The 24667-nt window shown below is 46.6% G+C and carries 31 protein-coding genes and 1 riboswitch; of the genes, 12 read left to right on the forward strand and 19 right to left on the reverse strand.

Annotation, left to right across the window (positions count from 1 at the left end):
* Positions 1-115 precede the first annotated feature (115 nt).
* Positions 116-2401, forward strand: coding sequence for an ATP-dependent helicase (locus ACH32G_RS03400; RefSeq protein WP_016938197.1), 2286 nt, complete (start codon positions 116-118; stop codon positions 2399-2401).
* A gap of 66 nt (positions 2402-2467) precedes the next feature.
* Here the strand turns inward: ACH32G_RS03400 and ACH32G_RS03405 are convergent, their stop codons facing one another.
* The 4 genes from ACH32G_RS03405 to ACH32G_RS03420 all read right to left on the reverse strand — a co-directional run bounded on the left by ACH32G_RS03405 (position 2468) and on the right by ACH32G_RS03420 (position 3958).
* Positions 2468-2722 carry a stage VI sporulation protein F gene (locus ACH32G_RS03405; RefSeq protein WP_016938198.1) on the reverse strand — a complete coding sequence of 85 codons (255 nt, stop codon included), beginning with the start codon at positions 2720-2722 and terminating at the stop codon, positions 2468-2470.
* Positions 2723-2874: 152 nt separating this feature from the next.
* Positions 2875-3024, reverse strand: a complete 150-nt coding sequence (locus ACH32G_RS03410; protein ID WP_016938199.1) for a YjcZ family sporulation protein — start codon at positions 3022-3024, stop codon at positions 2875-2877.
* A 92-nt stretch (positions 3025-3116) separates the two neighbouring features.
* Positions 3117-3314, reverse strand: a complete 198-nt coding sequence (locus tag ACH32G_RS03415) for a hypothetical protein (protein ID WP_016938200.1) — start codon at positions 3312-3314, stop codon at positions 3117-3119.
* A 287-nt stretch (positions 3315-3601) separates the two neighbouring features.
* Positions 3602-3958 (reverse strand): DUF1360 domain-containing protein, encoded by a 357-nt coding sequence (locus tag ACH32G_RS03420; protein WP_015388440.1) that lies wholly within the window; start codon positions 3956-3958, stop codon positions 3602-3604.
* A 170-nt stretch (positions 3959-4128) separates the two neighbouring features.
* Between ACH32G_RS03420 and ACH32G_RS03425 the strand changes: the two genes are divergently transcribed.
* From ACH32G_RS03425 to cotZ, 5 genes are all read left to right on the forward strand, one after another.
* Positions 4129-4515, forward strand: a complete 387-nt coding sequence (locus tag ACH32G_RS03425) for a spore coat protein (RefSeq protein WP_049628268.1) — start codon at positions 4129-4131, stop codon at positions 4513-4515.
* 40 nt (positions 4516-4555) lie between these two features.
* Positions 4556-4870 (forward strand): hypothetical protein, encoded by a 315-nt coding sequence (locus tag ACH32G_RS03430; RefSeq protein ID WP_016938203.1) that lies wholly within the window; start codon positions 4556-4558, stop codon positions 4868-4870.
* Positions 4871-4962: 92 nt separating this feature from the next.
* Positions 4963-5463: a spore coat protein CotX gene (gene cotX, locus ACH32G_RS03435; RefSeq protein WP_016938204.1), complete on the forward strand. Its 501-nt coding sequence runs from the start codon at positions 4963-4965 to the stop codon at positions 5461-5463.
* Between the two features lie 150 nt (positions 5464-5613).
* The gene (gene cotY / locus ACH32G_RS03440; protein ID WP_047478023.1) at positions 5614-6096 is read left to right on the forward strand and encodes a spore coat protein CotY; all 483 of its coding nucleotides are present in this window, start codon (positions 5614-5616) and stop codon (positions 6094-6096) included.
* A gap of 148 nt (positions 6097-6244) precedes the next feature.
* Positions 6245-6688 (forward strand): spore coat protein CotZ, encoded by a 444-nt coding sequence (gene cotZ, locus ACH32G_RS03445; RefSeq protein WP_016938206.1) that lies wholly within the window; start codon positions 6245-6247, stop codon positions 6686-6688.
* A gap of 57 nt (positions 6689-6745) precedes the next feature.
* Here cotZ and ACH32G_RS03450 read toward each other — a convergent pair whose 3' ends face one another.
* The 10 genes from ACH32G_RS03450 to ACH32G_RS03495 form a co-directional block, all read right to left on the reverse strand.
* Positions 6746-7327 (reverse strand): CotO family spore coat protein, encoded by a 582-nt coding sequence (locus tag ACH32G_RS03450; RefSeq protein ID WP_327813926.1) that lies wholly within the window; start codon positions 7325-7327, stop codon positions 6746-6748.
* Between the two features lie 97 nt (positions 7328-7424).
* A complete protein-coding gene (gene fabI, locus ACH32G_RS03455) occupies positions 7425-8201 on the reverse strand; it encodes an enoyl-ACP reductase FabI (protein ID WP_013351851.1) in 777 nt (258 codons plus the stop codon).
* 129 nt (positions 8202-8330) lie between these two features.
* Complete coding sequence (gene thiD / locus ACH32G_RS03460; RefSeq protein WP_016938208.1) at positions 8331-9143, reverse strand: bifunctional hydroxymethylpyrimidine kinase/phosphomethylpyrimidine kinase; 813 nt, start codon at positions 9141-9143, stop codon at positions 8331-8333.
* A 22-nt stretch (positions 9144-9165) separates the two neighbouring features.
* The gene (locus ACH32G_RS03465) at positions 9166-10176 is read right to left on the reverse strand and encodes a thiazole biosynthesis adenylyltransferase ThiF (RefSeq protein WP_047477873.1); all 1011 of its coding nucleotides are present in this window, start codon (positions 10174-10176) and stop codon (positions 9166-9168) included.
* Positions 10173-10943 carry a thiazole synthase gene (gene thiG, locus ACH32G_RS03470; protein ID WP_095240937.1) on the reverse strand — a complete coding sequence of 257 codons (771 nt, stop codon included), beginning with the start codon at positions 10941-10943 and terminating at the stop codon, positions 10173-10175. Before thiG ends, ACH32G_RS03465 begins: the two co-directional genes overlap by 4 nt.
* Positions 10940-11143, reverse strand: coding sequence for a sulfur carrier protein ThiS (thiS, locus tag ACH32G_RS03475; protein ID WP_003155008.1), 204 nt, complete (start codon positions 11141-11143; stop codon positions 10940-10942). Before thiS ends, thiG begins: the two co-directional genes overlap by 4 nt.
* Positions 11140-12249: a glycine oxidase ThiO gene (gene thiO, locus ACH32G_RS03480; RefSeq protein WP_016938211.1), complete on the reverse strand. Its 1110-nt coding sequence runs from the start codon at positions 12247-12249 to the stop codon at positions 11140-11142. The genes thiS and thiO overlap by 4 nt, the downstream gene beginning before the upstream one ends.
* Positions 12233-12850: a thiazole tautomerase TenI gene (gene tenI, locus ACH32G_RS03485; protein ID WP_016938212.1), complete on the reverse strand. Its 618-nt coding sequence runs from the start codon at positions 12848-12850 to the stop codon at positions 12233-12235. Before tenI ends, thiO begins: the two co-directional genes overlap by 17 nt.
* Entirely contained in the window at positions 12828-13535 is a 708-nt protein-coding gene (gene tenA / locus ACH32G_RS03490; protein WP_016938213.1) for a thiaminase II, read from the reverse strand. Before tenA ends, tenI begins: the two co-directional genes overlap by 23 nt.
* 85 nt (positions 13536-13620) lie before the next feature.
* Positions 13621-13729, reverse strand: a riboswitch (TPP riboswitch).
* A 53-nt stretch (positions 13730-13782) separates the two neighbouring features.
* Entirely contained in the window at positions 13783-15627 is a 1845-nt protein-coding gene (locus ACH32G_RS03495) for a monovalent cation:proton antiporter family protein (RefSeq protein WP_016938214.1), read from the reverse strand.
* A 225-nt stretch (positions 15628-15852) separates the two neighbouring features.
* On the opposite strand from ACH32G_RS03495, the gene prpE reads away from it, so the two are divergent.
* The gene (prpE, locus tag ACH32G_RS03500; protein WP_099745142.1) at positions 15853-16602 is read left to right on the forward strand and encodes a bis(5'-nucleosyl)-tetraphosphatase PrpE; all 750 of its coding nucleotides are present in this window, start codon (positions 15853-15855) and stop codon (positions 16600-16602) included.
* Positions 16603-16635: 33 nt separating this feature from the next.
* Here the strand turns inward: prpE and ACH32G_RS03505 are convergent, their stop codons facing one another.
* Genes ACH32G_RS03505 through ACH32G_RS03520 form a run of 4 tightly spaced genes read right to left on the reverse strand, consistent with a single transcriptional unit; the run spans position 16636 to position 19389 of the window.
* On the reverse strand, positions 16636-17529 hold the full coding sequence (locus ACH32G_RS03505; protein WP_016938216.1) for an RluA family pseudouridine synthase: 894 nt from the start codon (positions 17527-17529) through the stop codon (positions 16636-16638).
* Positions 17530-17543: 14 nt separating this feature from the next.
* Positions 17544-18344: an NAD kinase gene (locus ACH32G_RS03510; RefSeq protein WP_045925337.1), complete on the reverse strand. Its 801-nt coding sequence runs from the start codon at positions 18342-18344 to the stop codon at positions 17544-17546.
* 16 nt (positions 18345-18360) lie between these two features.
* Positions 18361-18996, reverse strand: coding sequence for a GTP pyrophosphokinase (locus ACH32G_RS03515; protein ID WP_016938218.1), 636 nt, complete (start codon positions 18994-18996; stop codon positions 18361-18363).
* A gap of 27 nt (positions 18997-19023) precedes the next feature.
* Entirely contained in the window at positions 19024-19389 is a 366-nt protein-coding gene (locus tag ACH32G_RS03520; RefSeq protein ID WP_095240942.1) for a UPF0738 family protein, read from the reverse strand.
* Positions 19390-19513: 124 nt separating this feature from the next.
* Between ACH32G_RS03520 and ACH32G_RS03525 the strand changes: the two genes are divergently transcribed.
* The 5 genes from ACH32G_RS03525 to ACH32G_RS03545 all read left to right on the forward strand — a co-directional run bounded on the left by ACH32G_RS03525 (position 19514) and on the right by ACH32G_RS03545 (position 22754).
* Positions 19514-20089: a CYTH domain-containing protein gene (locus tag ACH32G_RS03525; protein ID WP_448813996.1), complete on the forward strand. Its 576-nt coding sequence runs from the start codon at positions 19514-19516 to the stop codon at positions 20087-20089.
* A 4-nt stretch (positions 20090-20093) separates the two neighbouring features.
* Positions 20094-20780, forward strand: coding sequence for a lytic transglycosylase domain-containing protein (locus ACH32G_RS03530; RefSeq protein ID WP_448813997.1), 687 nt, complete (start codon positions 20094-20096; stop codon positions 20778-20780).
* Between the two features lie 224 nt (positions 20781-21004).
* Positions 21005-21403: a globin domain-containing protein gene (locus ACH32G_RS03535; protein WP_016938222.1), complete on the forward strand. Its 399-nt coding sequence runs from the start codon at positions 21005-21007 to the stop codon at positions 21401-21403.
* The gene (gene spxH / locus ACH32G_RS03540; protein ID WP_016938223.1) at positions 21400-22302 is read left to right on the forward strand and encodes a protease adaptor protein SpxH; all 903 of its coding nucleotides are present in this window, start codon (positions 21400-21402) and stop codon (positions 22300-22302) included. Before ACH32G_RS03535 ends, spxH begins: the two co-directional genes overlap by 4 nt.
* A gap of 284 nt (positions 22303-22586) precedes the next feature.
* A complete protein-coding gene (locus ACH32G_RS03545; RefSeq protein WP_016938224.1) occupies positions 22587-22754 on the forward strand; it encodes a hypothetical protein in 168 nt (55 codons plus the stop codon).
* 34 nt (positions 22755-22788) lie between these two features.
* On the opposite strand, the gene pepF is transcribed toward ACH32G_RS03545, so the two are convergent.
* Positions 22789-24618: an oligoendopeptidase F gene (pepF, locus tag ACH32G_RS03550; protein ID WP_156132992.1), complete on the reverse strand. Its 1830-nt coding sequence runs from the start codon at positions 24616-24618 to the stop codon at positions 22789-22791.
* Positions 24619-24667: the final 49 nt, after the last annotated feature.

Genomic DNA, 24667 nt, shown 5'->3' on the forward strand with positions numbered 1-24667 from the left:
CCCTCCCCTTCAGCTTTTCATTTCCCTTAATCTTACTTTTTGAAACGCGGTTCTTTTGTTATGATATTCTTTGTCTATCAAATGGATGAACACCTTTTAATGGGAGGACCCCTTTTTGAAATGCGCCCGACTGAATAACCGAACGATACATTTACATACATATTCTAGAGAACATTACCAATTCCTTTTTGAAGAAGCTCAGAAAGGAAATATTTTTTGCGCACATTGTGACCAGCCCGTCTTCATGCGGCTTTCGATTTTAGAGCAGCCGGCATTTTATCACCGGCAAAAGGGAGACTTTACCGCCTGTGAAAAAGCATGCGCGGCCAAGGAGCCAAAAGCGGAGAAGGAAAAGGAAGAGTATAAGGAAGCCGGCATGTTCCGCCTGCCGAAAGGAAAAGCGATTTCAGAGAATCCGAAACCGATCGTCTCAGAATGGAAAAGCCCGAAAAAGGTGCCTGCAGCCGAGCCGTTTTCACCAATATCTGAAGCAGCTGATACATCTTTGTTTCCCGGTATCGGACTGAACCGTGAACAGATGCGGGCAGTCACAGAAACCGACGGGCCCCTGCTGGTGCTCGCCGGAGCGGGAAGCGGAAAAACGAGGGTGCTGACAGCCCGCGCCGCCCATATGATTGAACATCTCGGCATTTCACCTGAGAACATGCTGCTTGTGACCTTTACGACAAAAGCCGTCGCCGAAATGAAAGAGCGGATGGCGACTGAGTACGGGCTGGCAGCCGGCAAAGTCTCCCGTCTCGTGACGGGAACATTCCACAGCTTTTTCTATAAAATACTCTATCATTTTGATTCTTCAAAATGGAACGGCAGCCAGCTTCTAAAAATGGAATGGCAGAGAGAGCAATATGTAAAAAAGGCGCTCTATGAAGAACATTTGGATGAAAAAGAGTTTCCCGTCGACCAGGCGCTTCAGCTTATCGGCTGCTGGAAAAACACGTACCTCCCCCATGAGACAATTCCGCTTGCGGATGACTGGGAGAAAAAAGTATACAGGCTCTATGAACATTATGAACGGCAAAAGCGGGAAAATCGCCAGTTTGATTTTGATGACATGGCCCAAGGCTGTTATGAGCTGTTAAAAAGCCGGCCTGATATTCTCGCACAGTATCAAAACAGATTTTCTCATATTTTGATTGATGAGTTTCAAGATATTAATCCTGTACAGTATAAAATTATGCAGCTGATCGCAAGCCCAGAGAATAACCTGTGCTGCGTGGGGGATGACGACCAATCCATTTATGCGTTCCGCGGAAGCAGCCCGTCTTTCATCCTTGATTTTCAGAAAGACTATCCGGCAGCAACAACCATTTACTTAACGGCAAATTACCGCTCGCCGCATCCGATCGTCTCAAGTGCTCATACCGTCGTAAAGAAAAATAAAAAACGGTATGAAAAAACACTTTCTGCCATCAAAGACGGCGCTCACGATCCCGTGATGTTTTATCCTTACGATGAGGAAGAAGAAGCAACCATGATCGTTTCGGATATAAAAGAGAAAATTCAAAACGGAGCGAGCCCCGGCGATTTTGCCGTGCTTTACCGGACAAACAGCGCCGGGCGGGCCATTTATGAAAGACTGCATCAATCATCAATCCCTTACCATGCCGACAGGGGCGTACAGACGTTTTACAGCCGCAGAATCGTCCGGCAGATCCTCGCCTACTTATACGCGAGCCAGAACGAGGATGATACGGATGCAGTGAAAGATCTGCTTTCGGCCTTATTTTTAAAGCAATCCGCCCTGCAAACGCTAAAGGCGCTGTCAATCACAGAAGATTGCACGATGATTAAGGCGCTGACGAAACTTCCTGACCTGAAGCCGTTTCAAATAGGGAAAATCAAGCAGATCGTTCCGTTTTTCGCCAGCATCCGGACAATGAAGCCCGTTGAAGCCATCACCTTCGCCGAAAGCAAAATGGGCTTTTCCGAGTATTTAAAAAAACGGGGCAATGAAGGAAACAAGCTGGAAAAAGGCTCTGATGATCTCCGGGATGTCAAAGTGGCCGCCAAAAAATTTAAAACCATTCCGGATTTTCTTGCGCATGTCGATCATATGCGCGCCGCCGAGAATCTGAAAACCGATGAAAACGGCGTCGAACTGATGACCATTCACCGCTCAAAAGGTCTTGAATTCAATACGGTCTATATTTTAGGCGCGGCTGACGGCTCGATCCCCCATGACTTCGCGCTTGAGACGGCGAGACAGGGCGATCCCGCTCCGCTCGAAGAAGAAAGACGGCTTCTGTACGTCGCAATGACAAGGGCCATGCAGCATTTATATGTATCATGTCCCGCGAACAGACGGGGGAAAACAGCGCGCAGTTCAAGATTTCTCGAGCCCCTTCTTCGGACGGACAGACGGAGCGCACTCAGAATATAAAGAGCCCGGCAGATCACTGCCGGGTTCTTCTCACATAAAAAGGCCTTCAATAAGGCCGGCTGACGCCTATTTTTTGTCCATCATTTTAGAAATGGTGCCAAAATCAAGTTTCTCTTTACCGCTTGTAATTGATTGAACGATTTTGTCTTCCAATTCTTTCGGTACACGTTTGTTAGCCAGCTGGGATACCTTCTGAATGACACCTCTCACCGTGTTTTCATCTTTGAAATTTGCATTTTGCAATGATCCCGCGAGGTTCATGACATCCTTCATGCTGACGCCTGTTTTCTTCTCAATATTTTTAAAAAATTGATTATCCATGTTGTGCCTCCTTTTTGTGGAGTAATACGATATTGTATGAACAAAGGGCGGAACATGTGCCCGTAAGACAACGGGAAATTCCGCATACCCCGTTTTCATACATCAGGCAAGCACGGGAACGATCCCGCGCTTATCCTGGGTCTAGCTAAGTTTTAGCCGAAAAAGGATGCACCGACAATGATCAAGAGGATGAACAATACGACAACAAGAACAAATGTTGAGCCGTAACCGCCTCCGACATAGCCGCCACCGTATCCGCCGCAGCCGTAGCCGCCTCCGAATCCGCCATATCCGAATCCCATACTTAAGCACCTCCTTTACTCTCTATACTCTATGTGATGAGACTTGTTTGGCTTGGATAAATGCATAGGGCCGGTGCGGATTTCATTTCATTTTATTGAGAATGCTCATTTTTCTTCAGTTTGGCTTCGGTTTCAGCGGCAAACACATCTATCCATTCCTCGAAGCGCAAACCGGCTTCATCAAACTCTGACAGCTGCTTTTCAATAGATAAGATATGTTTGTTATACTCCCGCTGATTTTGATTGTGTCTGCGGTATTTTCCATTGATCAATGCTTCAAATATATTCATAACATCCCCTCCTCCTATGATCTATGCGGAACAGGGACCGGTGTTCGGCAAAAAACAAAAAAACCGGAATCCCCGGTTTTTTTAGAAAACGGCTATCTCGGTTTTTTCTTTTGGCCGCAGCCGCAGCCTTTCTTTTTAATTTTTTTTTCGTAAGGCTGGTACTCAGTGGATTTGTATGGAGTTTTTTGGGAAGGTTTGCTTGATTGATTCATGTTGATCCTTCCTTTCCTTATGTCATATATACCATTTTATGCAGAAAATAATGGTAAGTTGCTGATGGAACCGCCTTATTCCTGGAGAAGACGCGAAACCGCAGCTTCAATGATCCCGGCCGCGCCGGCTATGGCTAAAAGTAAAATCAGCCATTGCGCAGCCTCGGGAATCACAATCTGCGCCGCAATTAAAAAGGCGGCGCACCATACGCCCGTACACCAGTAACAGCTGAGCAGTTCACCGATAAAAGCCCTGATGCCTTTGCCTTTTATGACAATATAGGTTTCTGTCGTGCCGTCTGGTGCGGTTTCTGTTTTTTCCTCATGAAAAAGGCTCCGGAGCGGCGCCATTATAGTGTCAAATACGAAAAGCCTGGCCAGCCGAAAAACGGCAAACGATAACAGAATAAATGAAAGCCAATTGATAACCACCTGTTCACTCCTTTTTAAAACTTGACCTCATAATATATATGCGAAAACCCTGTTCTTCATGAATCGCACCTTGTCCGGGAAAAAAATAGGTGCGGTTTAGTTGTTTTTCTTATTCCGCTCGGCGTTTCATTTGCATTATATAAAGTATGAATGAGAAAGGAGTGAAGGTTATGTCGTTTGAAGAAAATGTTGAAACACTGCAACCACAAATATTCGAACAATTATCCAACGAATTCGAGCAGAAGATCGAAGTGATTGATTGCGAAAATGTCACAGTAGATACAACACATATAACGGCCGCTCTTTCTATACAAGCCTCAGTTACTGCGGCGATTATCCTCGCGACACAGCTCGTGATAGCAGATGAAGACACAGCCGACCAAATGGTAACCGAACTGCTGATCCTGGATGATTGCCAAATAAAAAAGAGGACCGTCATTCAAGTTCTGAACAGCCGCAATGTCAAAATCACACTGACAGCAGACGATATCATGGCCTTTGTACAAATTTTGTTTCAATTATTAAATATACTTTTTGCTGAACTAGACATCCTTTAACTCTTTCTATTCAAATTTTTTAAAATAGAGGTGAGAACAAATGGCAGACAACGAAAAAATCAAAAAAGAACTCGAAAATCTACCAGAAGTGGACCCGCTTTTAAAAGTGCTTGTCAGCAATGTCTTCAAAAAACACGGCGTGACAAAAGATAAATTACGGGAAATACCTGATGAAGAAAAAGAAATGCTGATCGCTTTAGTCAAAGACATGCAGGCGAAATCAGAAGCTTTTCTTGAAAGCCAGAAACAGAAAAAAGAGCAGGAAAAAGCACAAGAGCAGCAGAAAACTCCGCAAACCCGCAGAGAACAATTAATCGAACAGCTCCGGCAAAGACGCCAAAATCCCGGTCAATAACTAAAAAATAGTGATTTTTATCAGGATATATGCCTGAGTCAAAGTAAGGGGCCGGCTCATTTAATAATAGTAAAAGAAAAGGAGGAATAGATATGGAAAGCAGACCATACTCTTGGGTTGCACTTGATCCTGAATGCGAACATCCGCGAGAAGAAAAAGAAGAAAAAGAAGGCAGAAGATGCAGTGTTTGCTGTAACGGAAACGGATTCGGCGAAGATAACGCCTTCCTTGACCAAGACCTGGCCCAAGCGAACATCAACAAACAAGTTTCTGAAGAAGCGATTATTATCAGAGATTCTTGCGATATTAACGTGACATCGACAGACGTTCAGGCAGTCACTTCCGTTGTAACAGCGCTTAATGCAGCAGTCGTAACGGCTACTCTCACTTCAATCGCTGACGGAGTCATCGCTGAATTGGTCGCACAAGACTTACTGCAGCTGACAGCTAACAAACAAATCAACCGCCAAAAATTACTCATCGAAAACTCCCGCGGCGTAAACGTGACAACAGTAGATGCCGATATCGCAACGCTGATCTCAACAGCGACAAATACACTGGTTGCCATCTTAGTCATCACTCTCGTCCTCTAAAAAGAAAAGCAGAGCTAAAAAACGCTCTGCTTTTTCTTATTTTCTCCGCATATGATGAATATATAGACGTTCACCCACACCAAGTGAGGCTCGCGTACATATGTTGTTAAAGACAAAAGTCAAATACCCTAAAAGAAGGAGCTGAAATCCATGAGCTGCGGAAAACACCATGGCCGAGATGAAAATTGTGTATGCGATGCAGTCGAGAAGATTTTAGCAGAACAAGAGGCTGTTGAAGAACAATGCCCGACTGGATGCTATACCAATCTGTTAAGCCCGACGGTTACCGGTAAAGATACCATCCCGTTTCTCTTGTTTGATAAAAAAGGCGGTTTGTTCTCCACATTCGGGAACGTCGGAGGATTTGCGGATGACAGCCAGTGTTTCGAGTCTATTTTCTTCCGGGCAGAAAGAGTTTGCGATTGCTGCGCGACGCTTTCAATATTGCGCCCCGTAGATGTGCACGGCGACACCCTCAGCGTCTGCCATCCTTGTGATCCGGATTTCTTCGGTTTAGAAAAAACAGATTTTTGCATTGAAGTTGATCTGAGCTGCTTCAGCGCCATTCAATGCCTTTCACCCGAACTTGTCGACCGGCCTGCGCCGCACAAAGAGAAAAAGCATCACGGATAGTCATTGATTCGCATCTTTTCTAAAGAGGAATCCCCTTCCAACTTTCTATTACAGATGCAATCATCAGCCCGCCCGGACGCCCGGGCGGCTGACTCTCCGATATCGTTTAATCCGGTGCCATTTAAAACGTGAAGTCAGGAGGGAAATTATGAGCAAGAATACAACATACTGTGTGCGTGAAGCGGTGGAAAATATTGAGGACCTGCAAAATGCGGTTGAGGAAGATTGCCCGGCCGGATGCTATTCCAACCTTTTATCGCCGGGTTTTTCATTAGGCGATACAGTGCCGTTTGTGCTTTTCACTTCTAAATCATCGCCGTTTATCGCTTTCGGAAATGTCGGCGAGCTGGATAACGGTCCGTGCTTTAATACTCTTTTTTTCAGAGTTGAAAGAGTCTGTGACGGCTGTGCCACATTAAGCCTGCTTATTGCTTTTGACGAACATAAGCACATCCTTGATTTTACAGATAAAGATTCTGTCTGTGATGTATTCCGTTTAGAAAAAACAAACTATTGCGTTGAAGTCGATCTTCACAGCTTCTGCGCCATCAATTGCCTTAGCCCGAGATTGCTGAACCGCACACATTCTTAACCGAAAAGCATAAAAATAAGCTGCCGGAGTAAAGAATTCAGGCAGCTTTTTGTATGGTTAAAAACCGAGCGGATGCAGCGAGGTGATATCGCTGATGGCAAGCTCAGCAGGCGCACCGTTGCTCGTCGTCCTCAAATAGATGGCATCATTTTTTCTGCCGACGATTACGCCTCTATAAGTTTTCCCGTTGGCTTCTATCAAACAAAGCGCCCGGGGCATATTATGCGGCAGTTTCGTTAAGAAATCAATTTTTTCAAGAATGGACATTCTGCTCATCGGCTTTTTCACGCGCTTTGGCGGAACCCTCTCCTCCGAGGCGTCATTGTGAACCGCTTCAGGCTCTTTTTCTGCGGTGTCGGGCTCAGCAGCATCCTGCACTTGCGCCGGAATTTCTTGTGCGGCTTCCTCTGTGCGGCTGTGCTGTTCAGGTGTCTGCTTTTCTGGTTCGGCAGGCGCTGCTTCGACAGGCTGAGTCTTACTTTTTTCCTCCTGTCTTCCTTGCGCAGGCTCTTCTATAGGCGGCTGAGGTGTTTTCCTTTTGATTAATATATCCTGCATTGATGATTGCGTGTCTGAATAATCCGGCTGCACAATATACATGAGCGGTTTTTTGTCCGCGTTTCTGTTTTGTTTTGACATCTTCATCCCTCCGATTCTGTCATGTTTTATCTATATGACGGAATGATTAAAATCAGAAGAAAGAAAAAGCAATCCCTAAAAAGGGACTGCTTGTCAATTAACGTGCGGTAATATGGAAACCGGAATCAACGTGAAGATTTTCGCCCGTGATGCCTCTTGACAGATCACTGAACAAGAATGCGGCCGTGTCACCCACTTCTTCAGGTGTTGTCGTGCGGCGCAGCGGCGCGCGCTCTTCGATTTCTTTCAGGATAGAATTGAAATCACTGATTCCTTTTGCAGAAAGCGTGCGGATCGGTCCTGCTGAAATGCTGTTGACGCGGATGTTTTCTTTTCCTAAGTCAGCCGCTAAGTATCTGACACTTGCATCAAGAGACGCTTTTGCAACACCCATTACGTTATAGTTTGAAACGACGCGCTCGCCGCCGAGGTAAGTGAGTGTGACGATGCTGCCGCCTTCAGTCATGATCGGACGAGCCGCTTTTGCGACCGCTGTCAGAGAGTAAGAACTGATGTTATGTGCAAGCAGGAATCCCTCACGGTTCGTATTTAAATATTCACCGACAAGCTCCTCTTTGTTTGCAAATGCGATGCAGTGCGCAATGCCGTGAATCACGCCGACCTGCTCTTTAATGCTCGCAAAGCAAGTTTCGATCTCAGCGTCATTTGTCACATCACACGGAAGGATGAGAGAATCATTTCTTTCTAATGTAGCCGCAAGGTCATGAACTGATTTTTCCAATCGCTCCCCTGCGTAAGTGAAAATGAGGCGCGCTCCGGCTTCATGAAGCGAGCGGGCGATTCCCCAGGCGATACTGCGTTTATTGGCAACGCCCATCACAACGATGTTGCGGCCTTCTAGTGAGAAATTCATATGTATAAAGCCTCCTGTAATCGTCTTAAAGACATAATTTAGTACCTGATCTTAATTTTTATCATATCATAACCTTGTCCAGATTGAAAGCATGGGAAAAAGACCGCGGAGTGTTGAAGCGGTCTCTTTTTATCTCGTCTGCAGGCTGTTTCTTTTATAGGCAAAATGATTTGTCGGCCCGTGTCCAGCTCCGATGCCGAGCGTATGTTCCACGGCTTCACGCACAAAGTTGGCGGCTGTCTCAAACGCGGCTTGAATATGTTTTCCTTTTGCGGTCTCCGCCGTCAGCGCAGCCGCAAATGTACAGCCCGTTCCGTGGGTGTGTTTCGTGTCAATATAGGCGTGACTGATTCCGGTAAAAGATGAACCGTCAAATAATAAATCAACGATTTTTCCCTTTTCCGGCTGGTGTCCGCCTTTTATGATGACGTTCTTTGCCCCAAGATGGCAAAGGCGTTCCGCCGCTTTTTTCCGGTCTTCAAACGTACGGATTTCCATTCCGGTCAATGCCTCAGCTTCCGGAACATTCGGCGTAATCGCATAACTGCGCGGAATTAACAGCTCTTTTAACGCGGCCTGTGCTTCCTCACGCAGCAGGGATGCGCCTCCTTTGGCAATCATGACGGGATCAGTGATGAGATGCTCCAGTCTGTACTGATCCATTTTTTCCGCAATTTCCGCAATCATCTCCGCGCTCCACAGCATTCCCGTTTTTATCGCGTCAGGCCGCAGATCTTCCGCCACCGCGTCGATCTGGCTGCCGAGCGCTTCCCGGGTGAGCGGGTAGATGCCGTGAACCCCCAATGTATTCTGGGCGGTTACCGCTGTAATGGCTGACATCCCGAAGACGCCGAGCTCCTGAAAAGTTTTCAGGTCCGCCTGTATACCGGCCCCTCCTCCTGAATCTGACCCGGCAATCGTCAATGCTTTGCAAATGCTCATGCTGTTTTTCTCTCCTTTCGCATTATCCGATCCATTTATGATAAAAGGATTTCGCTCTGCTGATGTCGCTTGTACCGTGAATTAATGCTCTGCCGTCACGAAACAGAACCATCTTGAAACTGTCTGTCGTGAAAGAAATTAAATACGGATTGGCCGAAACGTCAAGCCCGGCCCGTCTGAGCTGTCCCGAAAGCCTTTGCAGATCAAATGGCTCTGAGATTCCTGTTCTGATCTGTACCGTGTTTCTCCCGCACAGAACAGCCGCTTTTGACTGATTCTCGTAAGATAAAAACGGAAAATCGTTCGTGCCGCAGCTTGGGCAATCAGCTTTCTTGAGACGGGCAACGTTTATTTCGGACCGTTCATTTTTCCACAAATCAAACGAGCGGAGAACATGCTCAACAGGTCCGCCTGTTAACAGCTTCAGCGCGTCTGCAGTCTGAAAAACAGCCGTCTGTAATACAGCCGGACTGATAATTCCCGCCGTATCACATGTCATACCGCCTAAAGGCAATGTCTCAAGCAGACAGTGAAGGCACGGCGTGACACCGGGAATGACGGTAAAGGAGAGTCCGTAGCTGCCGACACAGGCGCCGTACAGAAAGGGAATTCCTTTCTGTACGGCCGCATCGTTCACAATCAGCCTCGTTTCAAAGTTGTCAGTCGCGTCAATGATAAGAGATGCGTCACAAATCAGTCCGGGTGCGTTTTCCGCAGTGACATCCATGACAAATCCTTTCACATCTACATCGCTGTTGATGGATTTAAGCCGTTTTTCAGCTGCTGCGGCTTTCGGCATTTCCTGTCTGACATCATCTTCGGTATAAAGCTGCTGGCGCTGGAGATTACTCCACTCCACATAATCTCTGTCAGCGATCGTTACCTTCCCGACCCCTGCTCTGACAAGCATCTCCGCATTTGCCGCACCAAGCGCACCCGCGCCGATAATCACGGCATGAGACGACCGGAGCTTCTCCTGTCCGGAGGGACCGATCGGCTGATACAGCTCCTGTCTGGAATATCTGTCCGTCATACCGGAAGACCGTCCCGCGGACTGCTTGCAGTTCCGTAATCTTTCACCGGAATCCGCCCGGCTTCATAAGAAAGGCGGCCCGCTTCTACGGCAAGCTTCATCGCCCGGGCCATTTTGACCGGATCATCAGCGCCTGACACAGCGGTATTTAATAACACACCGTCAGCTCCGAGCTCCATCGCGCAGGCAGCGTCTTTTGAAGAACCAATGCCGGCATCGACAATGACCGGAACTTTCGCCTGTTCAATGATGAAGGACAGATTCAGCGGATTTAAAATTCCCTGGCCTGAACCGATCGGTGAAGCGCCCGGCATAATAGCATGGACTCCGAGCTCCTCAAGACGCCTTGCGAGCACGACATCATCTGACGTATACGGAAGAACGATAAATCCCTCTTCAAGCAGCTGCTCTGATGCTTTCAGCGTTTCAACCGGATCAGGCAAAAGTGACCGGCTGCAACCGATGACTTCCACTTTTATCATGTCACAAAGTCCCGAAGCTTTAGCAAGCCTTGCGATTCTGACCGCCTCTTCAGCCGTTGCGGCGCCGGCTGTATTCGGGAGAAGCGTGTACTTAGACAAATCAAGCTGTTCGAGAAAGTTTGGCTGAGACTGTTCAAAGATGTTCATCCGCCGCACCGCAAAGGTTAAAATATCTGATTCCGAGACGGCCACCGCCTCTTTCTGAATCTCAAAACTCGGATATTTTCCCGTTCCTAACAGCAATCTTGACTGAAACTGTTTCCCGCCTATTGTTAACATCCTCATCCGCCTCCTACAAAATGGACAATTTCTATGACGTCGCGATCACATAAACTTGTGTTTTCATAATTCTTTTTTTCGATGATTTCTTTATTTCTTTCTACAACTACGATTCTTTGATCAAGCTGATACGATTCAAGCAAATCCTGAACCGTCCCCTCTTTTCGATTCCAATCAATTTGTTTTCCGTTCAGCTGAAGGATCATATTTGAACAGCCTCCTTGCGATCAATTCGAAACGCTTCTTCCCATTCATGTTTAACCTGTCTTCCCAGGATCATATCCCGCACCATTTCAGCCGTTGCCGGAGCTAGCAGGATGCCGTTTCGAAAATGGCCGGCGGCGAATATGATGCCGCTGTTATCAGGATGCCGCCCGATAAACGGCTTTCCGTCTTTTGTCCCCGGCCTGAGCCCCGCCCAAAACCGGTCTATTTTCATATGTTCGATGGCGGGAAGCATGGTTTTCGCTTTCGCAATGACAGCCTCAATCCCGCCGATGTCAGGCGTGTCGCTCCAGTCGCCCCGTTTCATCGTGGCGCCGATGACAAGCCGCCCGCTTTTTCTCGGAACGACATAACAATGATCATGGTAAAGGGTTTTGGTCAGCGGGATTTCGTCATTCCACACAGAGAGGCATTCTCCTTTCACAGGGAAAAAAGGCTGTCCCAAGCCGAGCTGGCTGAAAAACCGGCCGCTCCATACACCGCTGGCAACTGCGACTTTGTCAGCATAAACATCCCCGCCGGACGTTGTGATGCAGTATTCCCCGTTCACCCGTTTTACGGAAGTGACTTGTGTATGCTCACATATGTCAGCGCCATAACGCCGCGCCCCTTTTGCATATGCTTTGCAAACATAGTAAGGTTCTACATGGACATCGTCTTTTATAAAATATGCGCCGAGAATGTCCTTTGAAGTGTAAGGTTCTTTTTCAAGAACCTCCTCCGCTGAGAGCCAAGTGACGGAAGGCAAATCATCCATTTTCCGTAAACGGATCATGTCTTCTTCTGTATACGCCAGTTTAAGCATTCCGCCGTTATGGCGCCTGATATTAATGCCGCTGGCTTCCTCAAGCTCTTGCCCCGCCGCTTCATACAGTCTTTGGCTGTGCATAGCAAAATCAAAAAACGCATCCCGGTTTTCACATTCCGCGTGAGCGCCAAGCATTCCCGCCGCAGCGCTTGTCGTTTTTCGGCCGATTGCTCCGTCTTCAAACAAGACAACGTTCTGCTGCGTCTTCGCCAGCTCATAAGAAATGGCGCATCCGATAATTCCGCCCCCGATAACCGCCGTATCATAGTGCTTCTTCATAATCAGCCTCCCTCACCGCGCGTGCACACCGTTTTGCCGCCTCCTCAGGATTTTCAGCTGAGAAAATGCCTGACATGACAGCAATTCCGTCCGGTTTCGCCTGCTTTGTGAGCCGGATCGTCTGCAGTGTCATTCCGCCGATTGCAATGACAGGGATGGAAAGCGTGCGTTTGATCTCTGAAAGCAGGCTGATGCCTCTTGCTTCAAGTCCTTGTTTACATTCGGTTTCAAACACATGGCCGAACACCACATAATCCGCATCTTCCTTTTCAGCTTGGATGGCTTCTTCCAGCGAATGAACCGAACGTCCGATATGAAGATGGGGAAATCTGCTTCGCACCTGCTTTACGGAAAAGCTGCGGGATGGAAGCTGAACACGGTGTATGTTGGCAAAAAGCGCGATATCCGCTCTGTCATTGATGATCAATTTGTCCTTATCCGCACCTCCCTTTTTCAAAAGGGACAAAAGCTGCATGATCTCTCCCGCTGTTTTGTCCCGCTCCCTGATATGGATAAAGCTTACTTCGCGCTGAATCGATAGAATATCCTCGGCCAGCTCGGCAACGGGTTTGCGATTATCAGTTACGGCGTGCAGCTCCAAAGGATTCCACCTCTTTTCCGCCCTTCTCGGACCAGCCTTCTTTTTGATAAGCCATTCCCCAAAATTGATATTCATAATAGCTTGAAATCACAAAATTCTCTTTCATTTTCGCGCGGATTTCCTCTGTGCTGTTTTCAGCAATCTCGTCAAAACGGCTGATCTGTTCTTCGACCTGCTGTCTGAACCAGTCTCCGCCGTATGTACCGATCCATTTTTCGTAAATCGGATGTTCCGGTTTGCATTCCTTTAAGCGTTCGCCGACTTCATAATAAAGCCAATAGCAGGGCAGAAGCGCGGCTAAAATTTCTCCAAAATTCCCGCTCATCACCGATCTGTACATATGAGACGTATAAGAATAGGCTGTCGGCGCCGGCTTAAATGCCGCGCGCTCTTCTTCTGTAATCCCTAAAAGCTCCGTAAATTCGCGGTGCAGCGCCATTTCCGCTTCATATGTGCCCTGAGCGTGGCCCGCCATCCTTCCCGTCGTAAACAAGTCTTCGGCATATGCGGCTGCAAACGCCTGAACTTTTGCAAAATGCGTCAAGTAGTAGGAATCTTGCAGCACGTAATAACTGAAACGGTCTAACGGCAGGCTTCCGTCACCGATCCCTGTTACAAACGGATGAACAAAGCTTCCGTCCCACCATTCGGCTGCCGCCAGTCTGCATTCTTCAGAAAATGTCATAAAGTTTTCCCCCCTGATAAAATAAAAAAACCACTTTCCCGCATCGGAAAAGTGGTTTGGAATTTATCTGGATAAAAGGAACCCAAAAAATACCGCTCCACTTCCCTACGCAGGTCTGAACCTGTTCAAGTTATGAGGGTCTAAAAGTCTCACTTTTATCTCAGCCCTTATGAAGGACACCCCTAGTGGTCATACGATTGATCATTTACTTGTTATGCCTTCTATCTTATCACGAAATGCAATTTGGTCAAGCTTCAAGGATTTTTCTCAGCTCCGACACGTAGTTGCGTGAGCCCGTAACGATGAGACGGTCTCCTGTTTTCAGCCTCGTGTCCCCGTGCGGAACGATGCTGTCCACACCTCTGAAAATCCGGACGAAAATCACATCGCCCATCAGCGGAAATTCGCGCAGAATAATGCCGTTATACGCCGTATTTTCCAGATTGATCTGATAAAGCGAAGACTCTTCATTCGTCAGAAGGTTCATCACGCCCGGCGCCTCAATTAATGCGCGCAAGAGCGTCTTTGTAGACAGAAGGATAGAAAAAATACTGATGCCCTCTTCCTTCAGTTTTGTTTCATGTTCAACCGAGCCGACGCTTGCGATGATGCGCTCAGTCCCTTTCTCTTTCGCCATTAAGGCGATTTCAGCGTTCACATCTTCATTTCCCGTCGCCACGACAAGAATATCCGTTTTAAAAATACCGTGCGACTCAAGCGTGCCGGGCTCGTAATCAGAAATCGTTTCAACAGAAAAAACAGATTCCGCAAGCTTTTCCCCGGCATTTTCCTGATACACATGGACGACCCGCACATCATATTCCTCATCAGGCAGCTCCAGCGTCACCGGAAGCGTCATTTGGTTGGCGCCGATAAATGTAATGCGCTTCTTTTCCTGCGGCGCACTTTGCCGCTTGAATAATTTTTTAAAGCCGACCGGTGTGATGATGCTGGCGATAACCGCAACCAAAGTCAGCGCGCCGGACATATTGGCGCTGATAATGTGTAGCCTTTCTCCGATCGTAGCCGCCGCGATAACAAGCGACAGCGTAGAAGTCAGCAAAAACCCCGAAGCAAACACGGTTCTTTTGTCATACCATTTCTTTAAATAAAACACCGGGAATATTTTGCTGATAAACAGCGCAAGCAGAAGCAGCGGAATCATCGTCAAAGTTTTTGGATCTTGGAAGAGCGTCCATATGTCCAGCTTCACCCCGACCATGACGAAAAAGATCGGAATTAAAAACCCGTAGCCGAATGAATCCAGCTGCTCCACCATTTCTTTATTCGGCGACAGAAGCGATACCAAAACGCCTGCTAAAAATGCACCGAGAATATTTTCCGCCCCGAGAGATTCCGATAAAGCGACAAGCACGATAATCAGTGTAAAGATGGCTCGCGTGCCGATCTGGACAGTGCCTTTAGACATCGACTGCACAAATGAGCGGTGTTTAAAGATCCTGCCGAAGAAATACAGCACCACCCCCGCGGCAAAGAGAATCAAAAGAAGCCACATATTTCCGCTGTCTTCCCCGTAAAGAGAAGAGAAGAAAGCGAGCAGAATCATCGTAGCCAAGTCCGCAATAACGGCGACAAGCAGAATGATCTGGCCGATATTGGAATTCATGATTCGTTCTTCCTTTAAAGTCGGAACGACCACACCGAGTGATATTGTCGAAATAATAAGCGTCATTAAAAACGCGTTTTGAATAAAACCGGCTAATACAAAGGCATAGGACAGCAGCAATGATAAAATAAAGATGCCGAAAAATATGATCAGTGCGGCAGAAAACGTATTGGGTGCTTCCTTGCCGTTCGGAAGGAATTGTTTTTTCTTCCCTTTCTCAAATGACGAAAAGTCAATTTCCAATCCGCTTAAAAACATTAAAAAGATAAAGCCGAGAACAGACAGCGTCTCCAGCCACGTGTCTCCCTGAACGACGAGATTCAGGCCGCTTTTTCCGATAATAAGCCCCATGATGATTTCCGCGACAACGACCGGAATGCTGAGCTTAAACCGATGTAAAAGGAGCGGTGTCAAAAAAGCGACGATCAGAACGACGACTAAAGAAGCGACTGATGTGTGTTCCATTTGTAAATACCTCCTTAAAACAAGGGTTATAAAAGCCCGCTTAAAGCGGGCAATACCTTACTTTTTTTAAAAACATAACGCATATTCTAACAAGGCTGGCGGCGAAAAAAAAGTGATAAGGCATTATTTCTTCAAATTCTTTTTTAATTTGTACCAAAACAGCGTAATTAGGTAAAGGAATTAGTCCCATAATAAATAAAAAACCGGAAAAGGGAGGCTGACAGAATGGCTTATGACATCATCAGCGATATACACGGATGTTATGACGAAATGATCGCGTTAATGCAAAAGCTCGGATATGAAGTGAAAGACGGAATGCCCGTCCATTCTGAAGACAGAACGCTAGTCTTTGCGGGAGATTTAACAGACAGAGGCCCCAAATCCGTAGATGTGATGCGTTTCGTGGCAAAAGCATATGAAAAAGGCATCGTCCGTTATGTCCCGGGAAATCATTGCAACAAACTGTATCGTTACTTAAAAGGAAACCCCGTAAAAGTGATGCACGGACTGGAAACGACGGCAGCCGAACTGAAAGAGCTGTCTCCCGCCGACAGAACGGAAGTCTCCAGACAATTTATCCGATTATATGAGTCAGCGCCGCTTTATGACATTTTACATAATGGCGATCTCGTTGTCGCCCACGCCGGCATAAAAGCTGACGATATCGGTAAATACTCGCGTAAGGTAAAAGAATTTGTGTTGTACGGCGATATCACGGGTGAAACGCATCCCGACGGCAGACCCGTCAGGAGAGACTGGGCCGCCGCCTATGAAGGGAAGGCATGGATTGTTTACGGCCATACCCCGGTAAAACGCCCCCGGATCGTCAACCGTACAATCAACATTGATACAGGATGCGTCTTCGGGAATCAGCTGACAGGCTTTCGCTTTCCGGAGCATGAAACCGTCTCTGTTGAAAGCTCAATGCCCTATGATGCTTCACGCTTTCGCGAAGATCAAGGCAGTCAGACATGAAAAAAAGCCCGAAACCGGTAAACGGTTCGGGCTTTACATATGTTCAATCAATGTTTTCATATCGTCAGGAACGGGGGCATGAAAAACGAGCGTTTCTCCTGTTATGGGGTGTACGAATGAAAGCCGCTCACTGTGAAGCGCCTGCCGTGCAATTCCCTCGTTTTTCCCGCCGTACAGCGTATCACCGACTAACGGATGGCCGAGGTAACTCATGTGCACCCGGATTTGATGCGTCCGCCCCGTCTCAAGCCGCAACTGCGCAAGCGTAAACACACGTCCGGTTTTTTCCGTTTGAAAATGCGTTACCGCTTCTTGTCCCTCCGGCGTTACCATCCGCTCAATAATGCTGCCGGGTTTTCTGCCGATTGGCGCGTCCACTGTTCCTTTTTTCTGCTGCATGACGCCGTGTACGACAGCGAGATACCGCCTGCTGACAAGCCCCTTCTTCTGCGCTGCCGACAAAAGAGAATGAGCAAGCCGATGCTTGGCGATCAGCATCGCTCCCGACGTATCCCTGTCAAGACGGGTGACGAGATGAACCGTGGACTGTACGCCGCTTTTTAAGTAATGGCTGATCACTCCGTTAGCGATGCTTTCCGACGGGTGTTCCCGTGATGGAATTGAGGAAACATACGGCTGTTTATTGACCACCAGCACATGGTCATCTTCATAAAGAATGTCAAGCGGAACCGGCTCAGGCAAAAGCGTTTCACTCACATGCTCCTTTGGGAATTCAATCTTAAGCACATCCCCTGCCGCTAATACGGCGCGGACGGTTACATGCTCTCCATTGACAAGAAGATCTCCCCCGCCGAATTTAATGTCAGCGAGAAGCCGTTTCGAAATGCCGAGCTGTGCCGTATATTCTTTTACCGTCATGCCGGCTTCCCAGGCTGAAATATTCTTTTGGATAAAAAAGTTGTTCAATCCGTTTCCTCTTTCTATTCGCCTTTTCCGATAAAGGAATCCTGCACTCTTTTCCAAAACGGAAAAGGGCGGAATCTTGCAAATCTGACTTTTTCATTTGCCACCCGGCATAGAATAGATTTGACATCCTTATGCAGCAAGGTCAAATGATCAATCGTGACTTGGAAGTCGACGTCGTTTCTCGGTTTGATGACACAGTTATGATGATCGGGAAGCAAAAGCGGCGAACCGACAGTCCTGAACACTCTGTTGTTGATGGATGCCATTTCCGCGAGCTGAATCGCTCTGATGGAAGGATGAATGATCGCGCCGCCTAACGCTTTATTATAAGCCGTGCTTCCGGAAGGCGTTGACAGACATAAACCGTCTCCCCTGAACGTTTCAAACAGCTGGCCTTTAATTTCAACGTCAGCGACGAGACTGCCTTCAATGCTTTTGATCGTACATTCATTCAAAGCCAGATACCGTTCCTCACGCTCTTCATCATGATAAGTGACAGCCACTTCAAGAAGGGGATATTCCACGGTATGATACGGCGTTTTGGCGATGGCAAGAACAAGCTTTTCTATCTCCTGCGGAACCCAATCGGCATAAAAACCCAAATGCCCCGTGTGAACCCCGACAAAAGCCGTTTTATCCAGACGGTCGCTGTATCTGTGGAATGCGTAGAGAAGCGTTCCGTCACCGCCGACGGAAATAACGATTTCCGGCTCTTTTTCATCCAGGGTCATATCAAAATCAAGTAAATACGCCTGTATTTTGCTTTTCAGTGTATCTGAAACTTCGTCTCCTTTTGAAGAAACGGCAAATTTCATGCCATTCCCCTCCTTTCTACTGGTGGCCTCCCGCTTTTTTCTTTCGTGAAAACGCGGCTTGGGCTTCCTGAATCTCTCCGCGGATTTCAGACATTTCTTCATCGAGCCGGGATGCGGCTTCCGAGGCCCGCTGCAGCCTCAGCTTTACTTTTTCGGGAATGTTCCCGCTGTATTTGTAATTCAGTGAATGCTCAATGGTGGCCCAAAAATTCATGGCAAGCGTCCGAATCTGTATCTCCACAAGAACATGCTTTTCTCCGGACGCAGTTTGTAAAGGATATAAAACGACAAGGTGGTAAGACCGGTATCCGCTCTCTTTATGCTCTGCTATGTAATCCCGCTTGTCGACAACGGTAAAATCTTTTCTGGCAAACAGCATATTTTTGACGATCTGGATATCATCGACAAATTGGCACATAATACGCAGTCCTGCGATATCCTGCATCGTTTCAATCTGATGAAGCGGTATGCTTTTCCGTCTCGCTTTTTCAAGTATGCTTACCACCGGCTTCACGCGGCCTGTCACAAACTCAATCGGTGAGTGGTCATCTTCATACTCATAAAGGGTTCTGACGCCTTTCAGCTTCACCTTTAATTCCTCAACAGCCTGGCGGTATGGCGCTAGAAATTGCTCCCATTGTTTGTCATCCATCGTACATCCCCCAATTCCGAACCTGATCTAAAGAAATACGCTTTTCACTTTTTCTTCCATGTCTCCGTAGTTTGCATTATCTTTAATATTTTCAATAAGATAATCGAGTTCTTCATGCAGCCCTGAAAGTTCAACCGTTTTGCCGCCGGCCTCCAGCACCGCCGGTTTTCTTTTGTCAAAGGCCTCTTTCAGATCCGGCCATACATGTTCTTTTATAATGACATATTCAAAAGAGTCAGCTGTTTCAAGTATGTATACAAAAGCAAAGTGATCGGAATCAACAAGCATTTGACCTGTGGCTTTGCGTTCCGCTCCGCTTAAGTCCTCTCCGCACTTCAGGCGGAGCACGTCTTCTGTTAATGATGCATTTTGAATTTCAATTCTCTTTTGCATAATGTTCTCCTTTTTTAACAAAGTACAGCATTTATTTTATCATATCAAGGTCGATATTGATAAACGTAACCTCTAAAGAGATAATGGGAATTATACAATTTTTCGTCCTGAAAGGAAGACTGTCATGACCCAAGAAATAGAAATTGAATTCAAAAATCTGCTGACAAAATCAGAATTTCAGAAGCTGAGTGAAGCACTCGGCATGAAAAAACATGATTTTAAGCAGCAAATCAATCATTATTTCGATACAAAAGATTTTTCTCTGAAACAAAAAAAATCAGCCCTCCGCATCCGTGAAAAAGACGGCGCGTTCGTCCTGACTTTAAAAGAGCCTGCCGCGGTCGGTCTGCTGGAAACGCACCAAGAGCTTGCAAAACAGCCTGGCCTTGCCAGCTTCAAAATTCCCGATGGCCCCGTAAAACGGCAGCTGGACGGTCTCGGTATCCATTCAGAAGCCATTTGTTACTTCGGAACGCTGTCGACTGAACGCGCGGAAAAAGAATCAGAAAAAGGCTTAATCATTTTAGATCACAGCCGATATTTAGAGAAAGAAGATTTTGAATTGGAATTCGAGGCTGCTGAGTGGGACGAAGGAAAACGGGCGTTTGAACAATTGCTCAAGCAATTCGGCATCCCTCAGCGGGTCACTAAAAATAAAATCCAGCGTTTTTATGAACAGAAACAAAAAAAGGTGGAATGACACAGTGAATATAACGAATTGGGCGTCCCTTCTCCAGCTTCAATCAATGGCGCTGCAATCAATCTCTAATACAAGCACCGCTTCAAGCGGACAATCTGCAGAAAGCCCGCTTGCAAATTTCAGCGCGCTGCTCAGCCAATATACGGGCACAGCCGTCCGGCAGCAGCCGGAAGCGGGAATTTTAAACGGGGTGCGGACCGATCATACTTCATATTCACCGAGAATTCCGGTTTCAGTCAGTCACGCGGCCGCTTCACAGACCGCTTCTTCCGGCATAAAACCTGCGCATACAGCTTCTGACATCAGCACCGGAAACTTTTCAATAGACAGCGCCATTCAAAAAGCGGCCGAAAAATACGGAGTCGACGAAAAGCTGATCCGTGCGGTTATTAAACAGGAATCAGGCTTTAATCCGAAAGCGGTCAGCGGTGCGGGGGCGATGGGACTGATGCAGCTCATGCCTTCCACGGCTGAATCACTCGGGGTGTCAAACCCGCTTGATCCCGTCCAGAACGCTGACGGCGGGACGAAATACTTAAAGCAGATGCTCACAAAATACGACGGAAATGTGTCTTTGGCGTTAGCCGCCTACAACGCAGGCCCCGGCAACGTAGATCAGTACGGAGGCATTCCGCCGTTTAAAGAAACACAGCAATATGTCAAAAACATCACCCAACAGTATTACGCGTAAACCAGAGAGGCTTCCTTCTCTGGTTTTTTTGCGGAGTAAATCTTACACATGAATGAAGTCGATGTGATATGATATGAAATACAAGCGCCTGACAGAAAGGCACTTTGTTTGTAGAAATAAAATGTTATTGCTAAAATATACAGTAACTGAAGATAGTAAAACTGAAAGATAATTTCGCAATAGGAATTATGATTCCTATTAGCCATATAAAAGGAGTAGTCAACATGGGACAATCGTTTAACGCACCATATGAAGCGATTGGAGAGGAACTTCTATCGCAACTTGTTGATACTTTTTATGAGCGTGTCTCGTCTCATCCCTTGCTGAAGCCGATATTCCCAAGTGATTTGACTGAAACGGCCAGAAAACAAAAGCAATTTTTAACCCAGTATTTAGGCGGGCCTCCCCTCTATACTGAAGAACATGGCCATCCCATGCTCAGAGCAAGGCATCTTCCCTTTCCGATTACGGCAGAAAGGGCTGATGCGTGGCTGAGCTGTATGAGCAGAGCGATGGATCATGTCGGGCTAGAGGGCGATATTCGTGAATTTCTGTACGGGCGTCTGGAATTAACGGCCAGACATATGGTAAACCAGTCGGAAGCGGAGGATCGATCATATTGACGAATTATCAGCATGAGCAATACTTCGCCCATTGCCACGGACATCCAAAAAAACCGCTGGAAATTTACATGTTTGTCGACCCTTTATGTCCTGAATGCTGGTCGCTGGAGCCCGCCATAAAAAAATTAAAAATCCGATACGGACGTTTTTTTACGCTGCGGATCATTGTTTCCGCGAGCATCACATCACTGAATAAGCAAAAGCGTAAAAAACACCTTCTTGCCGAAGCTTGGGAAAAAATCGCGAACCGTTCCGGGATGCCGTGTGACGGAAGCCTTTGGCTTGAGCAGGATCAGCCCCTTTCATCACCTTATCTGGCGGCACTCGCTTTAAAAGCGGCCGAACTGCAGGGAAGAAAGGCCGGCATCCTGTTTCTCCGCAACATGCAGGAAAGCCTGTTTGTCTCAAAGCAGAATATTACAGATGAAGACGTTCTTTTAGAGATTGCCAAAAAGACAAAATTGGATGTCGAAGAATTTAAACGCGATCTCCATTCACAAAGCGCGGTAAAAGCGCTGCAGTGCGATATGAAAATCGCCGCGGAAATGGACGTCACCGTTAATCCGACATTGACGTTCTTTAACAGCCTGCATGATGATGAAGGGCTGAAAGTGCCCGGCAACTATTCTTATGAAGTATACGAAGACATCTTATTCGAAATGCTCGGCGATGAACCGAAGCCTTCTGAAACGCCGCCTTTGGAATGTTTCATTGAATATTTCCGATTTGTCGCATCGAAAGAAATTGCACTTGTTTATGATTTAAGCCTTGAGGAAGTTGAAAAAGAAATGAAAAAACTGGCGTTCGCCAAAAAGGTCGCCAGAGTGGATGCAAAGCACGGTCTGTTTTGGAAATCCTTAACCGGAACCAAAGAGGATGTCACCTGCTGCGATCATTAAAAAAAGCTGATTCCTTACGGAGCCGGCTTTTTTTGTGCAAATAAAGAAACCGCGCCGGGATAAGCGCGGTTTCATATGTCTTAACGACAACAAAGGGGATGGGAGAAATTTTTCACGGTCAAACAAAGGGGTAATGTTTGTTTGTGATCAATTTCACATCCTTATCATATCAAATCTTGTCGAGTTTTGACAACCCATAAGCTTAATGTTCATATTTTTGTCACAAAACATAACTGACTGCTTGTTTTCATAGAATATATCAATGTAAACAAGGAGGGACATACATGCTTCGCACCGTATTGACCATCGGAATGATTGTGTTTTTCTTCTTTTTAAATCTGCTGGCCATGATGCACATGCTGCCGATTTACATCACATCTCCCCTGCTGTTTCTGTCGATATTGTTTGCCCTGTACCGGCTGAATCACCGAAAAACGTTTAAAGGATTTTAAAAAGCCTGCGCATCTTCTGCACAGGCTTTTTCTATTATGAAGGGTTCACTTTCGAAAGGAGCTCTTCCATTTCATTCAGTTTCTCTTCAAACATTTTGCAGGCCGCCTCGATCGGTTCAGGCGATGTCATATCGACTCCCGCTTTTTTCAGTATGTCGATCGGGTATTCTGAGCTTCCTGCTTTTAAGAATTCGGTATAACGCTCAACCGCAGGCTTGCCTTCTTTTAAGATCTGGCTGCTCAGCGCTTGTGCCGCACTGTAGCCTGTCGCATATTGATACACATAATAATTGTAATAGAAATGCGGAATTCTTGACCATTCCAGGCTGATTTCTTTATCAATCACCATGTTGTCTCCGAAATACTTTTTATTGAGATCATAATAAAGCTTGCTCAGCAGTTCAGGCGTCAGCGGCTCGCCTTCCTGCGCTTTCGTATGAATCAGATGCTCAAATTCAGCGAACATCGTCTGTCTGAAGACTGTGCCTCTGAAACCTTCAAGCATGTGGTTGAGCAGGTACAGACGCTGTTTTTCATCTTTTAAGCTGTTCAGCATATATTCACCAAGCAGCGCTTCATTGGTCGTAGAAGCGACTTCAGCGACAAAAATGCTGTAGTTTCCGTATGGATACGGCTGATATTTTCTCGTATAGTAGCTGTGCACGGAATGGCCGAACTCGTGAACGAGCGTAAACAGATTGTTGACATTGTCATGCCAGTTCATCAAGATGTACGGATTCGTGCCGTATGTACCGGACGAATAAGCACCGCTGCGTTTTCCTTTATTTTCGTATACATCGACCCAGCGGTTTTCAAGTCCTTCTTTTAAAATAGACGCGTATTCCTCGCCTAACGGAGCAAGCCCTTTGAGCATATAATCTTTTGCTTCCTCATATGTGACCTTCATTCCCGAATCTTTTACAAGCGGTGTGTACAGGTCATAAATATGGACTTCATCAAGGCCGAGCACTTTTTTCCGCAGATCAATGTAGCGGTGTAATAACGGAAGATGTTTATTGATCGTTTTGATCAGGTTATCATAAACTTCTTCAGGGATGCTGTTATTGGATAAAGCCGCTTCTCGTGCTGATTTGTATTTTTTCACACGGGCGTAGAAATTGTCTTTTTTCACAGTGCCGCTGAGTGTAGTCGCCATCGTGTTTTTATACTGTCCGTATGTTTTATATACGGCTTTAAAGGCGTTTTTACGGACTTCCCGGTCGCTGCTTTCCAGAAAATTAATAAAGTTGCCGTGTGTGAGTTGAGTTTCCTTGCCGTCTTCATCTTTAATCGACGGAAACGTAATATCGGCGTTATTTAACACACTGAATGTATTGGAAGGCGAAGACAGCGCTTCTGACGCTTCCGCAAGCAGGGCCTCTTCTCTTTCACTCAGCACGTGCGGACGCTGTTTTGTAATTTCTTCAATTGCATGGGAGTAAAGCTTCAGCTCTTCTTTTTCCAGAATAAACTGATGCAGCTTGTCCTCCTGAATCGCCAGAATTTCCGGTTCAATATAAGCAGTCGCGCTGGCAGCCTGAGAATACAGACTTGCGGCTTTGTCGTTCAGCCCTTGGTAGAAAGAATTTCCCGTATCCTGGTCTGAACGCATATGCGCGTATGCATAAAGTTTCCCCAAACGGCTCGTCACTTCATCCTGTGCGGTAAGCGCCGCGTATAAATTATCGGCTGAATGAGCAAGCGTGCCTTTAAAGGAAGATAAATTCGGAATTAATTCTTTAACCGCTTGAAATTCTTTATTCCAGGCCTCATCACTAGGAAAAATATCCTCTAGTCTCCATGTATGCTCTGCCTTTACTTCACTTCTGTCAGGCAGCTGTGCTGCTTTATTTTCCTCAGTCATGGTGATCCCCCTCGTTTTCTTTACTTCAAGCCAATTGAAAAAACGATTG

It is taken from the genome of Bacillus sp. CIS52 (assembly GCF_053545315.1).

Bases quoted from the DNA above. Each gene is read 5' to 3' on its own strand.
- ACH32G_RS03405 (WP_016938198.1), bottom strand. From the start codon at position 2,722: ATGGATAATCAATTTTTTAAAAATATTGAGAAGAAAACAGGCGTCAGC.
- ACH32G_RS03410 (WP_016938199.1), bottom strand. From the start codon at position 3,024: ATGGGATTCGGATATGGCGGATTCGGAGGCGGCTACGGCTGCGGCGGA.
- ACH32G_RS03415 (WP_016938200.1), bottom strand. From the start codon at position 3,314: ATGAATATATTTGAAGCATTGATCAATGGAAAATACCGCAGACACAAT.
- ACH32G_RS03425 (WP_049628268.1), top strand. From the start codon at position 4,129: ATGTCGTTTGAAGAAAATGTTGAAACACTGCAACCACAAATATTCGAA.
- ACH32G_RS03430 (WP_016938203.1), top strand. From the start codon at position 4,556: ATGGCAGACAACGAAAAAATCAAAAAAGAACTCGAAAATCTACCAGAA.
- cotX (WP_016938204.1), top strand. From the start codon at position 4,963: ATGGAAAGCAGACCATACTCTTGGGTTGCACTTGATCCTGAATGCGAA.
- cotY (WP_047478023.1), top strand. From the start codon at position 5,614: ATGAGCTGCGGAAAACACCATGGCCGAGATGAAAATTGTGTATGCGAT.
- cotZ (WP_016938206.1), top strand. From the start codon at position 6,245: ATGAGCAAGAATACAACATACTGTGTGCGTGAAGCGGTGGAAAATATT.
- ACH32G_RS03450 (WP_327813926.1), bottom strand. From the start codon at position 7,327: ATGTCAAAACAAAACAGAAACGCGGACAAAAAACCGCTCATGTATATT.
- fabI (WP_013351851.1), bottom strand. From the start codon at position 8,201: ATGAATTTCTCACTAGAAGGCCGCAACATCGTTGTGATGGGCGTTGCC.
- thiD (WP_016938208.1), bottom strand. From the start codon at position 9,143: ATGAGCATTTGCAAAGCATTGACGATTGCCGGGTCAGATTCAGGAGGA.
- ACH32G_RS03465 (WP_047477873.1), bottom strand. From the start codon at position 10,176: ATGACGGACAGATATTCCAGACAGGAGCTGTATCAGCCGATCGGTCCC.
- thiG (WP_095240937.1), bottom strand. From the start codon at position 10,943: ATGAGGATGTTAACAATAGGCGGGAAACAGTTTCAGTCAAGATTGCTG.
- thiS (WP_003155008.1), bottom strand. From the start codon at position 11,143: ATGATCCTTCAGCTGAACGGAAAACAAATTGATTGGAATCGAAAAGAG.
- thiO (WP_016938211.1), bottom strand. From the start codon at position 12,249: ATGAAGAAGCACTATGATACGGCGGTTATCGGGGGCGGAATTATCGGA.
- tenA (WP_016938213.1), bottom strand. From the start codon at position 13,535: ATGACATTTTCTGAAGAATGCAGACTGGCGGCAGCCGAATGGTGGGAC.
- ACH32G_RS03495 (WP_016938214.1), bottom strand. From the start codon at position 15,627: ATGGAACACACATCAGTCGCTTCTTTAGTCGTCGTTCTGATCGTCGCT.
- prpE (WP_099745142.1), top strand. From the start codon at position 15,853: ATGGCTTATGACATCATCAGCGATATACACGGATGTTATGACGAAATG.
- ACH32G_RS03510 (WP_045925337.1), bottom strand. From the start codon at position 18,344: ATGAAATTTGCCGTTTCTTCAAAAGGAGACGAAGTTTCAGATACACTG.
- ACH32G_RS03515 (WP_016938218.1), bottom strand. From the start codon at position 18,996: ATGGATGACAAACAATGGGAGCAATTTCTAGCGCCATACCGCCAGGCT.
- ACH32G_RS03520 (WP_095240942.1), bottom strand. From the start codon at position 19,389: ATGCAAAAGAGAATTGAAATTCAAAATGCATCATTAACAGAAGACGTG.
- ACH32G_RS03525 (WP_448813996.1), top strand. From the start codon at position 19,514: ATGACCCAAGAAATAGAAATTGAATTCAAAAATCTGCTGACAAAATCA.
- ACH32G_RS03535 (WP_016938222.1), top strand. From the start codon at position 21,005: ATGGGACAATCGTTTAACGCACCATATGAAGCGATTGGAGAGGAACTT.
- ACH32G_RS03545 (WP_016938224.1), top strand. From the start codon at position 22,587: ATGCTTCGCACCGTATTGACCATCGGAATGATTGTGTTTTTCTTCTTT.
- pepF (WP_156132992.1), bottom strand. From the start codon at position 24,618: ATGACTGAGGAAAATAAAGCAGCACAGCTGCCTGACAGAAGTGAAGTA.